Annotated in this window: 16 protein-coding genes; 7 read left to right on the top strand and 9 right to left on the bottom strand. The window is 73.8% G+C overall.

Annotation, left to right across the window (positions count from 1 at the left end):
- The 3 genes from ACZ7JA_RS14180 to mgrA form a co-directional block, all read right to left on the bottom strand.
- Positions 1-486, bottom strand: coding sequence for a cation:proton antiporter regulatory subunit (locus tag ACZ7JA_RS14180; protein ID WP_351669869.1), 486 nt, complete (start codon positions 484-486; stop codon positions 1-3).
- A 109-nt stretch (positions 487-595) separates the two neighbouring features.
- Positions 596-778: a hypothetical protein gene (locus tag ACZ7JA_RS14175; RefSeq protein ID WP_470808266.1), complete on the bottom strand. Its 183-nt coding sequence runs from the start codon at positions 776-778 to the stop codon at positions 596-598.
- Positions 779-875: 97 nt separating this feature from the next.
- A complete protein-coding gene (gene mgrA / locus ACZ7JA_RS14170; RefSeq protein ID WP_389297496.1) occupies positions 876-1,919 on the bottom strand; it encodes an L-glyceraldehyde 3-phosphate reductase in 1,044 nt (347 codons plus the stop codon).
- Positions 1,920-2,193: 274 nt separating this feature from the next.
- Here mgrA and ACZ7JA_RS14165 point away from each other — a divergent pair, with 274 nt between their 5' ends.
- The 3 genes from ACZ7JA_RS14165 to pgm all read left to right on the top strand — a co-directional run bounded on the left by ACZ7JA_RS14165 (position 2,194) and on the right by pgm (position 6,827).
- Entirely contained in the window at positions 2,194-3,738 is a 1,545-nt protein-coding gene (locus ACZ7JA_RS14165) for an MFS transporter (RefSeq protein ID WP_470808264.1), read from the top strand.
- A gap of 161 nt (positions 3,739-3,899) precedes the next feature.
- Positions 3,900-4,745, top strand: a complete 846-nt coding sequence (locus tag ACZ7JA_RS14160; protein ID WP_470808262.1) for a chitosanase — start codon at positions 3,900-3,902, stop codon at positions 4,743-4,745.
- Positions 4,746-5,186: 441 nt separating this feature from the next.
- The gene (gene pgm, locus ACZ7JA_RS14155; protein WP_470808258.1) at positions 5,187-6,827 is read left to right on the top strand and encodes a phosphoglucomutase (alpha-D-glucose-1,6-bisphosphate-dependent); all 1,641 of its coding nucleotides are present in this window, start codon (positions 5,187-5,189) and stop codon (positions 6,825-6,827) included.
- Between the two features lie 51 nt (positions 6,828-6,878).
- Here the strand turns inward: pgm and ACZ7JA_RS14150 are convergent, their stop codons facing one another.
- Complete coding sequence (locus tag ACZ7JA_RS14150) at positions 6,879-7,796, bottom strand: SGNH/GDSL hydrolase family protein (RefSeq protein ID WP_351669852.1); 918 nt, start codon at positions 7,794-7,796, stop codon at positions 6,879-6,881.
- A 173-nt stretch (positions 7,797-7,969) separates the two neighbouring features.
- Positions 7,970-8,335 (bottom strand): DUF5133 domain-containing protein, encoded by a 366-nt coding sequence (locus ACZ7JA_RS14145; RefSeq protein ID WP_470808256.1) that lies wholly within the window; start codon positions 8,333-8,335, stop codon positions 7,970-7,972.
- Positions 8,336-8,532: 197 nt separating this feature from the next.
- Here ACZ7JA_RS14145 and ACZ7JA_RS14140 point away from each other — a divergent pair, with 197 nt between their 5' ends.
- Both ACZ7JA_RS14140 and ACZ7JA_RS14135 read left to right on the top strand, forming a co-directional pair.
- Positions 8,533-9,186 (top strand): maltokinase N-terminal cap-like domain-containing protein, encoded by a 654-nt coding sequence (locus ACZ7JA_RS14140; RefSeq protein ID WP_470808252.1) that lies wholly within the window; start codon positions 8,533-8,535, stop codon positions 9,184-9,186.
- Between the two features lie 87 nt (positions 9,187-9,273).
- Positions 9,274-10,125, top strand: coding sequence for a lysozyme (locus ACZ7JA_RS14135; protein WP_351669843.1), 852 nt, complete (start codon positions 9,274-9,276; stop codon positions 10,123-10,125).
- A 46-nt stretch (positions 10,126-10,171) separates the two neighbouring features.
- Here the strand turns inward: ACZ7JA_RS14135 and ACZ7JA_RS14130 are convergent, their stop codons facing one another.
- Together ACZ7JA_RS14130 and ACZ7JA_RS14125 are read right to left on the bottom strand one after the other, a co-directional pair.
- A complete protein-coding gene (locus tag ACZ7JA_RS14130) occupies positions 10,172-11,296 on the bottom strand; it encodes an FUSC family protein (protein WP_470808246.1) in 1,125 nt (374 codons plus the stop codon).
- Between the two features lie 67 nt (positions 11,297-11,363).
- A complete protein-coding gene (locus ACZ7JA_RS14125; protein WP_470808244.1) occupies positions 11,364-12,527 on the bottom strand; it encodes an AI-2E family transporter in 1,164 nt (387 codons plus the stop codon).
- A 223-nt stretch (positions 12,528-12,750) separates the two neighbouring features.
- Between ACZ7JA_RS14125 and ACZ7JA_RS14120 the strand changes: the two genes are divergently transcribed.
- Positions 12,751-12,912 carry a hypothetical protein gene (locus ACZ7JA_RS14120; protein WP_389447688.1) on the top strand — a complete coding sequence of 54 codons (162 nt, stop codon included), beginning with the start codon at positions 12,751-12,753 and terminating at the stop codon, positions 12,910-12,912.
- 22 nt (positions 12,913-12,934) lie between these two features.
- Here the strand turns inward: ACZ7JA_RS14120 and ACZ7JA_RS14115 are convergent, their stop codons facing one another.
- Positions 12,935-13,360, bottom strand: coding sequence for a DUF2267 domain-containing protein (locus ACZ7JA_RS14115; protein WP_351669831.1), 426 nt, complete (start codon positions 13,358-13,360; stop codon positions 12,935-12,937).
- Between the two features lie 55 nt (positions 13,361-13,415).
- Positions 13,416-13,904, bottom strand: a complete 489-nt coding sequence (locus ACZ7JA_RS14110) for a DUF1360 domain-containing protein (protein ID WP_389297511.1) — start codon at positions 13,902-13,904, stop codon at positions 13,416-13,418.
- Between the two features lie 195 nt (positions 13,905-14,099).
- Here ACZ7JA_RS14110 and ACZ7JA_RS14105 point away from each other — a divergent pair, with 195 nt between their 5' ends.
- Positions 14,100-14,627, top strand: a complete 528-nt coding sequence (locus tag ACZ7JA_RS14105) for a hypothetical protein (protein WP_389297513.1) — start codon at positions 14,100-14,102, stop codon at positions 14,625-14,627.
- Positions 14,628-14,697 lie beyond the last annotated feature (70 nt).

Genomic DNA, 14,697 nt, shown 5'->3' with positions numbered 1-14,697 from the left:
TCACTCCCGGCCGAGGATGACGGCGGCCGCGTCGACGCCCTCGCGGGTGCCGATCACGATGAGCGTGTCCCCGCCGGCCAGCCGGAACCCCGGCCCCGGCGACGGGATCGCCTCGGCGCGCCGCAGCACGGCGACGATGGAGACCCCGGTCTCGGTGCGCATGCACGTGTCACCGAGCAGCCGGCCGTTCCAGTGGGAGACCCCGGACAGCTCGATCCGCTCGGCCACCAGGCCCAGTTCCGTGGTGTAGAGCAGGTTCGGGCTGTGGTGCGTCGGCTGGAGCGCCTCGGCCAGCGCCTGGGCCTCTCCGCCGGTGAGCCGGGCGGACAGGGCGCAGGCGTCGGGGTCGTCGCCCTGGTACGCGCTGAGTGTTCTCGCGCCGTCGCGGTGGGCCACCACGGAGAGGCGCTGCCGCTCCCGCGTCGTCAGGTCGTACCGGACACCGATTCCCGGCAATGGCGTACTGCTGGTGCGCGCCGCGCCCATGACCGCCCCCCTGCTCGATTTGAAGGTTTCTTGAGGAAACCATTACCAGGATCTTAACCCTTCGCGGCGCACGGGCGTGCGGGTCCTGGTTCGAGCAGGGGGTGGGGGGCTACGAGGCGGAGCCTGGGTCGCTTCCCCCGTCGTGCGGGTCGGGCTGACAGGTGCGGCACAGTTCGTGCTCGCCGTCGCGGGTGACGACGGTTCCCCAGCCGAGGCAGTGCTCGCAGTGACGGGCGAGGCCCAGGTCGGGGTGGGGCGGCGGGAAGGGGCTGTGGTGGGCTCCGTAAGCCATACGGGGGGCGGCTCCTCGAGTCGCTGTGGTCCGGATGGCTTCCATTATGTCCTACTTTTTCCTTATGTCCATGGTCTGTGTCACTCGGTGCCAGATGTCACCCGAGGGTTCCCTGGCGCGCCTCCCGCCACAGGTCGACGCCGCCGTCGGTGGCCAGCTTGTCGATCTCGGCCAGTTCCTCGGCGCTGAACTCGAGGTTCTCCAGCGCGGCGACGTTCTGCTCGAGCTGCTCGGTGCGGGAGGCGCCGATCACCAGTGAGGTGACCCGCTCGTCCCGCAGCGCCCAGGCCAGCGCGAGCTGCGCGAGGCTCTGCCCGCGGCGCGCGGCGACGTCGTTCAGGGCGCGCAGCCTGCTCCGCATGTCCTCGGTCAGCCAGGCCGGGTCGAAGGACTTGCCCGCCGCGGCCCGCGAGTCCTCCGGCACACCCTCCAGGTAGCGGCCGGTGAGCAGTCCCTGGGCGAGCGCGGTGAACCCGATGACGCCGAAGCCCTCCTCCTCGGCGGTGTCCAGCAGGCCGTCCGTCTCGATCCAGCGGTTGAGCATGCTGTACGACGGCTGGTGGATCAGCAGCGGCGTGCCCAGCTCGCGCAGGATCGAGGCGGCCTGCCGGGTGCGCTCGGCGTCGTAGGAGGAGATGCCCACGTACAGGGCCTTGCCCTGGCGGACGGCGGTGTCCAGCGCGCCCATCGTCTCCTCCAGCGGCGTGGTCGCGTCCAGCCGGTGCGAGTAGAAGATGTCCACGTAGTCCACGCCCATGCGCCGCAGCGACTGGTCCAGCGAGGACAGCAGGTACTTCCGCGAGCCGCCGCCCTGCCCGTAGGGGCCGGGCCACATGTCCCAGCCCGCCTTGGTGGAGATCACCAGCTCGTCCCGGTACGGGGCGAGGTCCCGCTTGAGCAGCCGGCCGAAGTTGATCTCGGCGGCGCCGTACGGCGGGCCGTAGTTGTTGGCCAGGTCGTGGTGGGTGATCCCGAGGTCGAAGGCGCGCAGCGCGATCTCGCGCTGGGTCTCGAAGGGGCGGTCGTCGCCGAAGTTGTGCCAGTAGCCCAGGGACAGGAGCGGGAGGTCCAGTCCCGAGCGGCCGGTGCGCCGGTAGCGCATGGTGCCGTCGTAGCGAGCGGGGTCCGCGACGTGGTTCATCGGGTCGTCTCCGGGTGGTGCCGTAGGGGGTGCCCGTCGTGCGCGAGGGGCACGTCCACCCTGCGCCTCCATGATTCGTAAGTCCAACCACCGGCCGTCATCGCATTGAGCGGCCGGGTTTCTGAATCGGGGCGCGGTGCGGCACCCGTGACCGGCACCCGCGGTGATCACTTTGCTGTGTGGCGGGTGCGAAGCGGGGCAGACGGATGGGGCACGCGGTGAGAAGCGCCGGCCGGTGGGGGCCCGGCCGGCGGCAGTGGAAAGGAAGGCGCCCATGAGCGGAGTGACGCCCGAGGGCGAGCGCCCGGCCGGGTCGAGGCCGAGGACTCCGAAGGCCGTGGCGGAACTGCCGCGCCAGGTCCGCGAGGAGCTGACCCGCAGGCTCCGCCGCAACCGGGGGGCCTTCCGCAAGGACGACGTCCAGGTCGTCGAGCCGCCGCTGCTCAGGCGCGCCGTCGGCGCCTCCGCGCTCGGCAACTGCATGGAGTGGTTCGACTTCGGCGTCTACAGCTACCTCGCCGCCACCATCGGCAAGGTGTTCTTCCCCGGCGCCTCCCCGGCGGCCCAGGTGATCTCCTCCTTCGCGACCTTCGCCGCCGCCTTCGTCGTGCGGCCCCTCGGCGGGCTGGTCTTCGGGCCGCTCGGCGACCGGATCGGCCGGCAGAAGGTGCTCGCCACCACCATGATCATGATGGCGGTCGGAACCTTCGCCATCGGAATCATCCCCGGGTACGCCACCATCGGCATCGCCGCTCCGGTGCTGCTCCTGCTGGCCCGCATGGTGCAGGGCTTCTCCACCGGCGGCGAGTACGGCGGCGCCACCACGTTCGTCGCCGAGTACTCGCCCGACCGCAGGCGCGGATTCCTCTCCAGCTGGCTCGACTTCGGCACCTTCGTCGGCTACGCCCTCGGCTCGGCCCTGGTGACCGCGCTGAACCTGATGCTGACCGACGCCCAGATGCTCTCCTGGGGCTGGCGGGTCCCGTTCCTGATCGCCGGGCCGCTCGGGGTGATCGGCCTCTACATGCGGCTCAAGCTCGAGGAGTCGCCGGCCTTCCAGCAGCAGCTGGACGAGCACGAGAAGAGCCTGGCGCAGGAGTCGGCGGGCAGCGAGTTCAAGGACATCGTCCGCAACCACTGGCCCGCCCTGCTGATCTGCATGGGGCTGGTGCTGCTCTACAACGTCACGAACTACATGGTCACCGGCTATCTGCCGACCTACCAGACCGAGACGCTGCACCGGTCCAGCGGCTCCGCCGACGTCCTGGTGCTCATCGGCATGGTGTGGATCGTCCTGCTGATCACCTTCCTCGGCCGGCTCAGCGACCGCGTCGGCCGGCGCCCGCTGTACGGCGTCGCCGCGGCCGCCATGATCGTGCTGGCCGTTCCCGCGTTCCTGCTGATCAAGGCGGAGGGGACCTGGCCGCCCATCCTCGGCGTGCTGCTGCTGTCCACCCTGCTGGCCTGCTTCGCCGCGCCCAGCGCGGCCACACTGCCCGCGCTGTTCCCGACCGCCGTCCGCTACGCGGCCATGGGCATCGGCTTCAACATCGCCGTCGCCGCGTTCGGCGGGACCACGCCGCTGGTCACCGCGGCGCTGGTCGGCGCCACCGGCGACGACCTGATGCCGGCCTACTACCTGATGCTGGCCGGCGCGATCGGCCTGCTGACGGTGAAGTTCCTGCCGGAGAGCGCCCAGGTGCCGCTCAGCGGCTCGCAGCCGATGGTCGGGTCCCGGGAGGAGCAGCGGGAACTGATCACCACCTCGAAGGAGCTGTACGCCTTCGCCGGGGAGCGGGCCCGGACGCCGCACGCCTGAGCCGCCCACCCGGGGGGCGGGGGACGGAACGTTCGGCTGTTCGATCCTACGAACTTCGCGCGGGACGGGTTACGGGGCCGCGACGCACACGATAGGAAACTTTCCTATCAGTTCGGCACGGACGACCACCCCCCGACCCCCCACCTCCCACTGGAGTCCCTGTGGCGTACACAGATCCCCGGCCGGCAGCCGCCCGCACGCGCCTCTCCCGCCGCACCGCCGTCGCCCTGCTGGGCGCCGCCGCCACCGGCACCCTGCTCGCCGGCGTCCCGCGCGCCGCGCGGGCCTCGGCCGCCGCGCCCGGCCTCGACGACCCGGCGAAGAAGGAGATCGCCATGCGGCTCGTCTCCAGCGCGGAGAACTCCTCGCTGGACTGGAAGGCCCAGTACAAGTACATCGAGAACATCGGCGACGGACGCGGCTACACCGCCGGCATCATCGGCTTCTGCTCCGGCACCGGCGACATGCTCGACCTGGTCCAGCTCTACACCGACCGGGCGCCCGGCAACGTCCTGGCCCGGTATCTGCCCGCCCTGCGCCGGGTCGACGGCACCGACTCGCACGACGGCCTGGACCCGGACTACCCCCGGGACTGGCGCCGGGCCGCCCAGGACCCGGCCTTCCAGCGGGCCCAGAACGACGAACGCGACCGGGTCTACTTCGATCCCGCCGTCGCCCAGGGCAAGGCGGACGGGCTCCGCGCCCTCGGCCAGTTCGCCTACTACGACGCCATCGTCATGCACGGCGACGGCGACGACCCCACCGGCTTCCACAACATCCGGCGCCGGGCCCTGCGCAGCGCCAGGCCGCCGGCGCAGGGCGGCGGCGAGACGGCGTACCTGAACGCCTTCCTCGACGCGCGGGTATGGGCCATGAAGCAGGAGGAGGCGCACAGCGACACCAGCAGGGTCGACACCGCGCAGCGGGTGTTCCTGCGCAAGGGCAACCTCGACCTGAACACACCGCTGGACTGGAAGGTCTACGGCGACAGCTACCACATCGGCTGAGGCCCCGCCGCCGGAGAACCGGGAATGACGCGGCAGGCCCGCCGCGCCCGGGACCGGCGCCGTCGGCCCCGGCGCGGCGGCCTGCCGCGCCGGGGCCCCGGGGCCGAGCACCGGCGGCAACCGGCGGACGGCGAGCGGGCGTTGCGCCGGCAGCGGGCGAACCGGACGAGGAACAGCACGGCCGCGACGATCGTCAGGTCCAGGTACGCCCGTGACACCCGGCAGCCCGGGGGCCCAGACGGTGGGTCCGGACACGGGCGGTTACCTGCCGGTCGTGGGGGCACACGGGAGCGTGGCGAGAGTGATCTTCGGGAGAGCGGATCACGGTGCGGCCCGTGGCCGGCCCACCGCGCTCGGTGCGGGCGCACTCGCACGCCGGGCCCCTCACGGGGAAAGATGGGCCCCGAGCGATCGATCACACCGATGCGGAGGAGCGGACTCATGTCGCACGAGCGAGCGGGACAGCCGGCCGGCCCCGATGACCTCATCGACGTGGCCCGGCTGGTCACGGCGTACTACGCGCTGCGGCCCGACCCGGCCGACCCCGGCCAGCGGGTGGCCTTCGGCACCTCGGGGCACCGGGGTTCGTCCCTGGCGAGCGCCTTCAACGAGGACCACATCGCCGCGACCAGCCAGGCCATCTGCGAGTACCGCGCGGCGCAGGGCGTGGACGGCCCGCTGTTCCTCGGCGCCGACACGCACGCGCTGTCCGAGCCGGCCCGGGTCACCGCGCTGGAGGTGTTCGCCGCCAACGACGTCACCGTGCTCATCGACAGCGCGGACGGCTACACCCCGACCCCGGCCGTCTCGCACGCCATCCTCACCCACAACCGCGGCCGCGACACCGGGCTCGCCGACGGCGTGGTCGTCACCCCGTCGCACAACCCGCCCGCCGACGGCGGCTTCAAGTACAACCCGCCCAGCGGCGGCCCGGCGGCCTCGGACGCCACGTCCTGGATCCAGGACCGCGCCAACCAGATCATCACGGGCGGCCTGAAGGAGGTACGGCGGCTGCCGTACGCCCGCGCGCTCGCCGCCGGCACCACCGGGCGCTACGACTTCCTCGGCGCCTACGTCGGCGACCTGCCGAGCGTCCTGGACCTCGACGCGATCCGCGCGGCCCGGGTGCGCATCGGCGCCGACCCGCTCGGCGGCGCGTCCGTCGACTACTGGGGCCGGATCGCGGAGCAGCACCGCCTCGACCTGACCGTGGTCAACCCGCACACCGACCCCACCTGGCGGTTCATGACGCTGGACTGGGACGGCAAGATCCGCATGGACTGCTCGTCGCCGTACGCGATGGCCTCGCTGATCGAGCAGCGCGACCGGTTCCGCATCGCCACCGGCAACGACGCCGACGCCGACCGGCACGGCATCGTCACCCCGGACGCGGGCCTGATGAACCCCAACCACTACCTCGCCGTGGCCATCTCCTACCTCTACCGGCACCGCGAGCAGTGGCCCACCGGCACCGGCATCGGCAAGACCCTGGTCTCCTCCACGATGATCGACCGGGTCGCCGCCGACCTGGACCGGCGGCTGGTCGAGGTCCCGGTCGGGTTCAAGTGGTTCGTGGACGGGCTCGCCGGCGGCACCATCGGCTTCGGCGGCGAGGAGTCGGCCGGGGCGTCCTTCCTGCGCCGGGACGGCTCGGTGTGGACCACCGACAAGGACGGCATCCTGCTGGCCCTGCTCGCCTCCGAGATCACGGCGGTCACCGACCGGACCCCGTCGGAGCACTACGCGGACCTCACCGCCCGCTTCGGCGAACCCGCCTACGCCCGCATCGACGCCCCGGCGACCCGGGAGCAGAAGGCGCTGCTCGCCAAGCTGTCCCCGGCCCAGGTCACCGCCGACACCCTGGCCGGTGAGGCGGTCACCGGCGTCCTCACCGAGGCGCCCGGCAACGGGGCCGCCATCGGCGGAATCAAGGTCACCACCGCCAACGCCTGGTTCGCGGCCCGCCCGTCGGGCACCGAGGACGTGTACAAGGTCTACGCCGAGTCCTTCCTGGGCCCCGACCACCTCGCCCGGGTGCAGGAGGAGGCCAAGGGAGTGGTCCAGGCCGCGCTCGGCGGCTGAGCCCGATCGAGTCGTACGACGGCCCCGGCGCGCCGGGGCCGTCGCCCGTGCTCAGCCGCGACCGCGGCCGTGGTCGAGCCGGTCCAGCACGGCCCGCGCCATGGCGTCCTCGCCGCGCGCGTTGGGGTGGGCGGGGGCCGCGGGCGCGGCCGGCTGCAGCGGTTCGATCCAGCGGTCGGCGGGCGCCTTGCACATGTCGTGGCCGACCGTGGGCCGGTAGGTGTCGACGTACTCGACCCGGTTCCACGCGGCGACCGTACGCAGCATCAGGTTCAGCCGCTTCTCCGTGTCCCGCAGGTAGGGGAAGTCCTTCGCCGCGAACGGGACGGCGGGGAAGCAGCCGACGCCGTCGTCGGGCAGCAGGTCCGGGTAGCCGACGAGGAGGACCCGGGCGTGCGGTGCGCGCCGGTGGACCGCGCGCAGCACCTGGTCGATCTTCGGTGCGGTGCGCAGGACGTCGAGCGCCAGCTGGTCGTACCCGCCGGCCTTGTACGAGCGTTCGCAGGGGTTGCCGGCCGGGTCCTGGACGCCGAGGCGGGCGCAGGTGCCGATGATCGAGCCGAACCCGACGTCGTTGCCGCCGATCTGGACCGTCACCAGGTCGGCGTTCCGGTCCAGCGCGTCGAGCTGCGCCGCGTTGCCGCCCTGCGGCTGCCACATCTCGTTCGTGGTGGCGCCGGCGCAGCTCACGTCCTTGAACGTGCTCACCCCTCGCCACGACGCCAGCAGCGAGGGGTAGTTGTGGTCGGAGCGGGCGCATCCGGCGTCCACCTGGCGCGGTATGAGCGGGCCCGAGGTGTAGGAGTCCCCGAGGGAGACGTAGGTGAGATCGCGACCGGGTCCGGCGGGATGGGCGGCGGCGGGCACCGTGGCGGCGGCGACGAGGGCGCAGCCCCCGAGTGCCGTCCCCAGTACGGTGGTCCGCCGCCGGCCTCTCGCCCCGTCGGCCGCGCGCGTGTCGTTCGCCATGATTCCTCCCCCACAGGCCGGGCACACGGGCCGCCCCGAGCGGCGGTCCGCGTCTCAACTGGGTCTGTATACCGCCCGGTAGGTCGCGCGGGCCATAAGCGGGAAGGAACTATCGCGGTCGTCGGACCGGGGGCGGGCGCGTTCGTGCGTGGCCGCCCCCGGCAGCGGTGCCGTCAGACCCCGGGCGCGGGCTCCGCCACGGCGGACGTGTTCGTGACGGGGGCGGGGTCCGTGAGAGGGGCGGGGTCGGTGATGGCGGCAGGGTCGATCACCGGAGCCGGGTCGACCGCGGGAGCGGGGTCCAGCACGGCGGTCGGACCGAGCAGGGAGTCGTCCTCCGGGTGCGCCCCGGACAGGCGGTGCCGGGCGGCTATCAGCGCCATGTCGACGTCCTTGGTGCCCGTGGCCACGCACAGCGTGTAGGCGATGTCCGCCAGCCGCTGCCGGGCCTGCGTCGTGCTCTCCTCGGCGCCGAGCAGTGTCAGGGTCTCGTACTGGGCGATCAGGTCCTGCAGTACCGCGGGGTGTGCCATCAGCATGAGATCCGCCTTCCTGGTGCGAAGCCGAGGTCGATCAGGTCGAGAGCCGATTACCCGCGCCCCGGCCCGGCATGTCCCCCGATCCGCCCCGAGCCCGAGCCGCCCGGCCGGCCGGCCCGGCCGGGCCGGCCGGGCCGTCGCGCGGATGTGAAAGGCTGGGCGCGTCCATGTCCGCCCCGCCCAGGAGGAGTTGCCGCGTGGCCGTCATCCACCGCACCACCCTCACGCCGACCAAGCTGGAACTCCTCGCCGAATGGCTGCCCACCCGGCCCTGGTACCGCGGGGGACCGGCCCCGGAACTGGAGAAGTCCGGCGGCTTCCGGCTGGACGACCCCGCGGGCGAGGTCGGGATCGAGTTCATGGTGACCACCGACGTCTGCGGCCCCGAGCCGGTCGCCTACCTGGTCCCGCTCACCTACCGCGACGCCCCGGCCGCCGGCGCCGAGCACGCCCTGATCGGCACAGCCGAGCACGGTGTGCTGGGCAAGCGCTGGGTGTACGACGGCTGTCACGACCCGGTGCTGTTCACCGAGCTGCTGGCGCTGATCGGGGGCCGGGCCCAGGCCGTGGCCCAGAGCATCACGGACACCCCCGACCGCGAGGTGACCCGCGCCTACGCGGGTGAGCCGTTCCCCGAGGGCCCGTTCACCCCACGCCCCGCCGACGACGAGCACGGCACCCGGCTGCCCGCGCCGCACGGCACGGTGCTGCACGTCCACCGCGTCCCCGTCTCCGTCGCCGGGACCCCGCCGCTGCCCGCAGGTGAACCGCTCGGTCATGTCGCGGGCGGCTGGGCGGCACCGGACGGCACCCGCCTCGGCGCCGTCCTGATGACCCTGGCCGGCCGCTGAGGACCGCACCCGCACGGCCCAACGCCCGGCGGGAGCGACCACCGCACGGCCGTATCCGGAGTGCGGTGCGGGCCGACCCCGGGTCAGATGGATCCCGTGCGAAGCCCTATAACCCTTCCCCGCCGCCGCTCACGCTGGTCCGTCACCGGCGCCCTGACCGGCCTCCTGCTGTCCCTGTCGACGCCCGCGGCCGTGCCCCTGCCGGCCGGCGGGTCCACGCCCGAGCGCGGCAGCGCCTACATGGGCATCGGAGTACTGACCCACGACGGCATCGGCCCCACGGACGAGGCCACGCCGACGGTTCCCCGCGCGACCCAGACCGAAGGCGTGGACGTCGCCAGCTACCAGGGCAACGTCGCCTGGCCGACGCTGTGGAGCAGCGGCGTCCGCTGGGCCTACACCAAGGCCTCGGAGGGGACGTACTACACGAACCCCTACTTCACGCAGCAGTACACGGGGTCCCGTGACGCCGGCATGATCCGCGGCGCCTACCACTTCGCGACCCCCGACACCACCAACGGCACCAAGCAGGCCGACTACTTCGTCGACCACGGCGGCGGCTGGTCCAAGGACGGCAAGACGCTGCCCGGCGTGCTCGACATCGAGTGGAACCCGTACGGCGACGACTGCTACGGGAAGTCGCAGAGCGGGATGGTCACCTGGATCCGCGACTTCCTGAACCGGTACAAGACCCGCACCGGCCGCCACGCCGTCATCTACACGGCCACCAGCTGGTGGACCCAGTGCACCGGCAACTACAGCGGCTTCGGCGCGAACAACCCGCTCTGGATCGCGCGTTACGCCTCGTCGGCGGGGACGCTGCCCGCGGGCTGGTCGGCGTACACCATGTGGCAGTACACCTCCACCGGTCCGACGGTCGGCGACCACGACCGGTTCGACGGGGCGGTGGACAAGGTCGTCGCGTTCGCCAAGGGATGACGCGCCCCCGCCGGCGGGCGGCGCTCCGCCCGCCGCACGGCCGGCGTCAGGACGGGACGACCAGACGGTCCGCCAGCCGGTGGGCCTGGGCGAGCAGCGCCCCGTAGGTGGCGATGTCGTCGGGGTCGTCCGTCGTCGAGCGGACCAGGTCCCGGCGCAGCTCCTGGAGCGTGCCGCGCAGTTCCGCCACCGCCTCGCGCAGTCCGTCCTCGCTCGAGTCGCCGAACCGGCTGTGGCTGTAGAGCCGCAGGGCGTGGGCCGTCTGGTGGAGGAACGCCGCGTAGCGCCGGGCGAGTTCCGGGTGCGGCCGGGGAGCCGGACGCTCCTGGGCGGCGGCCTCCAGTACCGTGCGGGTCACGCCCGCGGTGTGCACGGCGGCGTAGTCCAGCACCAGGACGGCGTCGTCGTACCCCTTGCCGGGCGGCGCCGACGCTCCGTTGCGGCGGCGCGGGTTGGCCCGCAGGCTCTCCCGGCCGAGGTCCACCGCGGCATGGGCCTGCTCCACCCGGGAGCGCAGCCGCAGGGCGCGCTCGTGCCGGCCGGCGGCCTCCTCGGTGTCCCAGCGGCCCTCGGCCAGCCCGTCGGCCACGTCGTGCAGGATGTCGTGGGCCTCGTCGGTGGCGTCCCGCAGCACCGCACTGGTGTCGCGCAGGTACACCGGCGGCCGGATCAGCGCGTTGACGGTGATGCCGACCAGGGCGCCGAAGAGGGCCTCGCCCAGCCGGGCCGCCGAGGTGCCGACCGACACGGACCCGCCGGTCAGGACGAACAGGGCGCCGGTCGCGGCGTAGATCCCCTGGCTGCCCAGGCGCCGCCAGTACCCCAGCAGCAGCGCCGCGGGCAGGACGATCGCCATCGCGGTCATCGTGTCGCTCAGCAGCAGCCCGACCGCGGTGGCGACCACCGTGCCGGCCGCGATCGCGCCGAGCTGCTGCAGCCCGTGCGCGATGGACCGGTACACGGTCGACTCCACCAGGACCACCGCAACCCAGGGCGCCACGAACGCCACCGGCGCCTTCAGCCACCAGCCCGCCACCGCCCAGGCCACCCAGGCGGCCAGCGCGGCCTTCAGCGCCTGGACGACCAGGTCCCGCTCCCGGCCGGGCCCCGCGGCGGCCCGGCGCACCGCCGCCACCGCCTCCGTCACATCCCGTCGTACCGCTTGCCACATCAATCGCATTCCACGCACAACGCACCGAGTGCCACTGAAGCGGGTGCCCATGCAGGGGTCGCCGCGCTCAGGGCGGATCCGGGCGCAGCGCGCGCAGCACCGCCCAGACCACCGAGACGAACGGGACGGCCACGACCGCCCCGATCACTCCCCCCACGATGCTGCCCGCGATGACGGACACGGCGACGACGAGCGGATGCAGCCGGACCGCCCAGCTCAGCACCAGCGGGTGCAGCACATGCCCCTCGAACTGGCCGATGACGACGATGAGCGCCAGCACGGCCAGGGCGGTCAGCGGTCCGCGCCCGGCCAGGGCCACCACGGTGGCCACCCCGAGCGCCACCGGCGAGCCGACCAGGGGCACGAACGCGGCGAAGAACTCCAGCAGCGTCAGGGGCAGCGCCAGCGGCACCCGCAGCACGAGCAGGGCGATGCCGACCAGCACGGCGTTGGTGGCCGCGACGATGATGATCCCCCGGGTGTACCCGGCGAACGTCCGCCAGGCCGTGCTCCCCGCCCGGTCCCAGGCCGCACGCGCCTTGCTCGGCAGCAGCTGGTCGCGCGCCCAGGCCCACAGCCGCTCACCGGAGTGGATGAAGAACACGGAGGCGAAGAGCGCGAGGGCGCCGCCGGTGACCAGCTCCACCACCTTGCCGAGCTGGGTCACCGCGCTGCTGAGCAGCCGGGACCGGTGGGCGTCGAGGTAGTTCGTCACCTGGTTCTCCAGCGCGGAGAGCCGGCCCGGGCTGAGCCGGAGCGGCGGGCGCTGCAGCCACAGCTCGATCCGGCGCACCCCGCCGCGGAACTCCCCGGCCAGCGTGGCCGACTCGCTGGCCACCGCGTTGCCCACGAGCGCGAGCAGGGAGAGCAGCAGCAACAGGCTGCCGGCCAGGGCGACGGCGACGCTCACCGGCCGGGGCAGGACGCGGCCGAGCAGATCGGCGAGCGGGCGCAGGACCGAGGTGATGATGAGGGCGAGGAACAGCGCCACGGCGATGAGCTGGAAGCGGCCGAGCAAGGTGAAGACGCCGTACACCACGGCCCCGACCAGGATGAGCCGCCAGGCGTAGGCCGCGGTAATCCGCAGCCACGGCACGATCCGCGCCGCGACCGCGGCGTCGGCACCGGTGCGAGGGCCCGCCGGGAGCCGTGCGGTGTGCGCGGGCCGGCCGCCCCGCACCGTCCCGCGCGTCCGGCGTCCCCGGCCCGCCCGCCGTCCCGGACCGCCCACCCGGCCTCCCGTGCGCTCATCGTGTCGATTGTGTGACTTTCGGTCACCGTCGAGAACGTTACGGGCAGGGAGGCGCCGTACTGGTACAACGCGCCCGTGGCCGCCCCGCGCCGCCGGTCTCCACCGGCGCGCCGGGACGCCACAGGACCTTCACACGCCGTGGACGTTGGGGCGGCGGGGGGCGGGCACTCGTCCCCGGTACTCGCAGGGAGGAGTTCCTCCGGTGATCTTCGTCGCGCTTCTGCTGCTTCCCGCCCTCAGCCTGCTGCTCTTCGGCCTCGACCAGGTCGAGGACCGCTGGGTCACCCGCCGTACCGGTGCACGGCACGCCCGGCGGCGGCCCTTCTTCCGGCGCCCCTGGGTGCGGGTGCCGCACCAGCGGTGACGGACGGCCGCCCCCGCTCCCGCTACTCCCAGCCCTCTCCCGCGGCGCGTTCCACCGGGAGCAGCTCCCGGATGTCCGAGGGCAGCGCCCCGGCCATCCGTTCGGTCAGCTCCGGGGCGAGGGCCGCGTCGAGCACCTCCAGGACGGCCGCGGCCTCCCGCAGGGCCGTGTCCTCGTCCGTGCCCGCCCGGTCGGCGATCCGTCCCGCGAACGCCGCGAGGCCGAAGCGCTCACCGGCGTGCCCCGCGTCGCCGCCGGCCTCTTCGGCCGCCCGGCGCATGGCGGCCGCCAGGTCGGGCGGCAGCTGGGCGGCCACATGGCGGGCCAGCCCGGACGGCAGCCGCTCCGACAGCGTGCACACCACCGCCCGCGTCGCCCGCTCCGCCGTGCCGCTGTCGGGCAGAGCGGCCAGCGTCCGCACCTTTCCGATCATCTCGTCGTGATGCATGGGGCCGGTTCCTTCCTCGTGGCCGGCGGCCCGGCGGACCGGCCCGGCGGCCGGCTCAGCCCTCGGCCGTCCGCTGGGTCCACGTCCACGCGTACTGCAGCCAGTCCGCCACCGTCAGCGCGCCGAAACTCCCGCCGACCAGCCGGGTCAGCCGCGGCGAGGCGGCGTAGGAGCACATCAGTGCCGTCGCCACCCAGGCCGAGGTGCAGAACGGGCACGCCAGCAGGTCGCCCACCGCCCTGCGCATCCCGGTGCCCCGGGGCTCGTCCACGACCTCGCCGGCCTTGCCCTCCTCGGCCCGGCGCGTGAACGGGGCGCGCAGGAAACTCGTGATCCTGTCCCGGGTCAGCAGCCGGGACACCTTGTACGTCGCCGTGCCCAGCAGGGCGACGTCCCACGGCGGCAGCTCGCGCGGCAGCGTCACGCCCCGGCGCCGGGCCACCATCGCGTACGTGCCCACCCCCGTGACGAACACCGCGGCGAGAGCGGCGTAACCCCCCAGGGGGTCCTCGCCCTGGTCGTCGTACTGTGCGTCGTCCGTCATGGAGCCTCCCGGTGCGTGCCCTGCCCGGCGGTGGGCCCGCCCCGAGTTCCCTGGCCGCCCCGCGCCACACGTGTCCTCCGTCGTGACGTGGCCGAAGCCACATATGACGAACTTCCCAGCAACCCCGAGGCGGCGGAGCCCGGGGCTACCGTGGCGTGGAGCCCCTGTTCCCTACGCGTCTCGGACGGCCCGGCAGTGCTCACAGACCTCTCTCCCCTCATCGCCGCGACGGCCCGCTGGCTGACGGGCGCCTACCCGGCGTGCGGCGGCGCGCTGGCCACGGCCCGCTGCGAGGCCCAGGCCCGGCAGGCCGTGACGGTCGCCGCCCGGCTGCGCTACCCGACCGACATCGACGCGGCCCTGGTCACCCTGGCGGGCCCCGGTGGCGCGGTACGCCTGGACTGGGTGACCGGCGCGGACTCGGGCGGCGACGGCACGGCCGAGGAGTGGGCCTGGCGCACCTGGGTCGACGAGGTCGTGGCCAGCTGGGCCGCGAGCCTGCTGACCGATCCCGGGCTGGCCGGGCCGGCCGTCGACGCGCTCGCCGGCCCGGAGCACACCGCCGCCCCGCCGGAGGAGTTCCGGCGCCTGCTGGCCCCCGACGACGGCGACCGCAGCGCCGCCGCCCTGCTGCGCCACCCCGACCTGCTCGCCCCCGTGGCCGCGCTCCACCACGAGCAGCTCCTGGACCGCCTCGCGGCCGGACCGGCGCTCGCCGCCTGACGGCCGCCCGGACCCCCGCCGCCGGCCGCCCGCCGCTCCCGGCGAACACCAACCGACGCCGAACGTTCAG

This window comes from Streptomyces sp. NPDC038135 (assembly GCF_055601245.1).
Note: the sequence above shows the minus strand (reverse complement) of the source record. Positions and strands in the feature narration are given on the sequence as shown.

Coding starts and splice junctions, on each gene's coding strand:
- ACZ7JA_RS14180 (WP_351669869.1), bottom strand. CDS start 486: ATGGGCGCGGCGCGCACCAGCAGTACGCCATTGCCGGGAATCGGTGTC.
- ACZ7JA_RS14175 (WP_470808266.1), bottom strand. CDS start 778: ATGGCTTACGGAGCCCACCACAGCCCCTTCCCGCCGCCCCACCCCGAC.
- mgrA (WP_389297496.1), bottom strand. CDS start 1,919: ATGAACCACGTCGCGGACCCCGCTCGCTACGACGGCACCATGCGCTAC.
- ACZ7JA_RS14165 (WP_470808264.1), top strand. CDS start 2,194: ATGAGCGGAGTGACGCCCGAGGGCGAGCGCCCGGCCGGGTCGAGGCCG.
- pgm (WP_470808258.1), top strand. CDS start 5,187: ATGTCGCACGAGCGAGCGGGACAGCCGGCCGGCCCCGATGACCTCATC.
- ACZ7JA_RS14150 (WP_351669852.1), bottom strand. CDS start 7,796: ATGGCGAACGACACGCGCGCGGCCGACGGGGCGAGAGGCCGGCGGCGG.
- ACZ7JA_RS14145 (WP_470808256.1), bottom strand. CDS start 8,335: ATGCTGATGGCACACCCCGCGGTACTGCAGGACCTGATCGCCCAGTAC.
- ACZ7JA_RS14135 (WP_351669843.1), top strand. CDS start 9,274: ATGGATCCCGTGCGAAGCCCTATAACCCTTCCCCGCCGCCGCTCACGC.
- ACZ7JA_RS14130 (WP_470808246.1), bottom strand. CDS start 11,296: ATGTGGCAAGCGGTACGACGGGATGTGACGGAGGCGGTGGCGGCGGTG.
- ACZ7JA_RS14115 (WP_351669831.1), bottom strand. CDS start 13,360: ATGCATCACGACGAGATGATCGGAAAGGTGCGGACGCTGGCCGCTCTG.
- ACZ7JA_RS14110 (WP_389297511.1), bottom strand. CDS start 13,904: ATGACGGACGACGCACAGTACGACGACCAGGGCGAGGACCCCCTGGGG.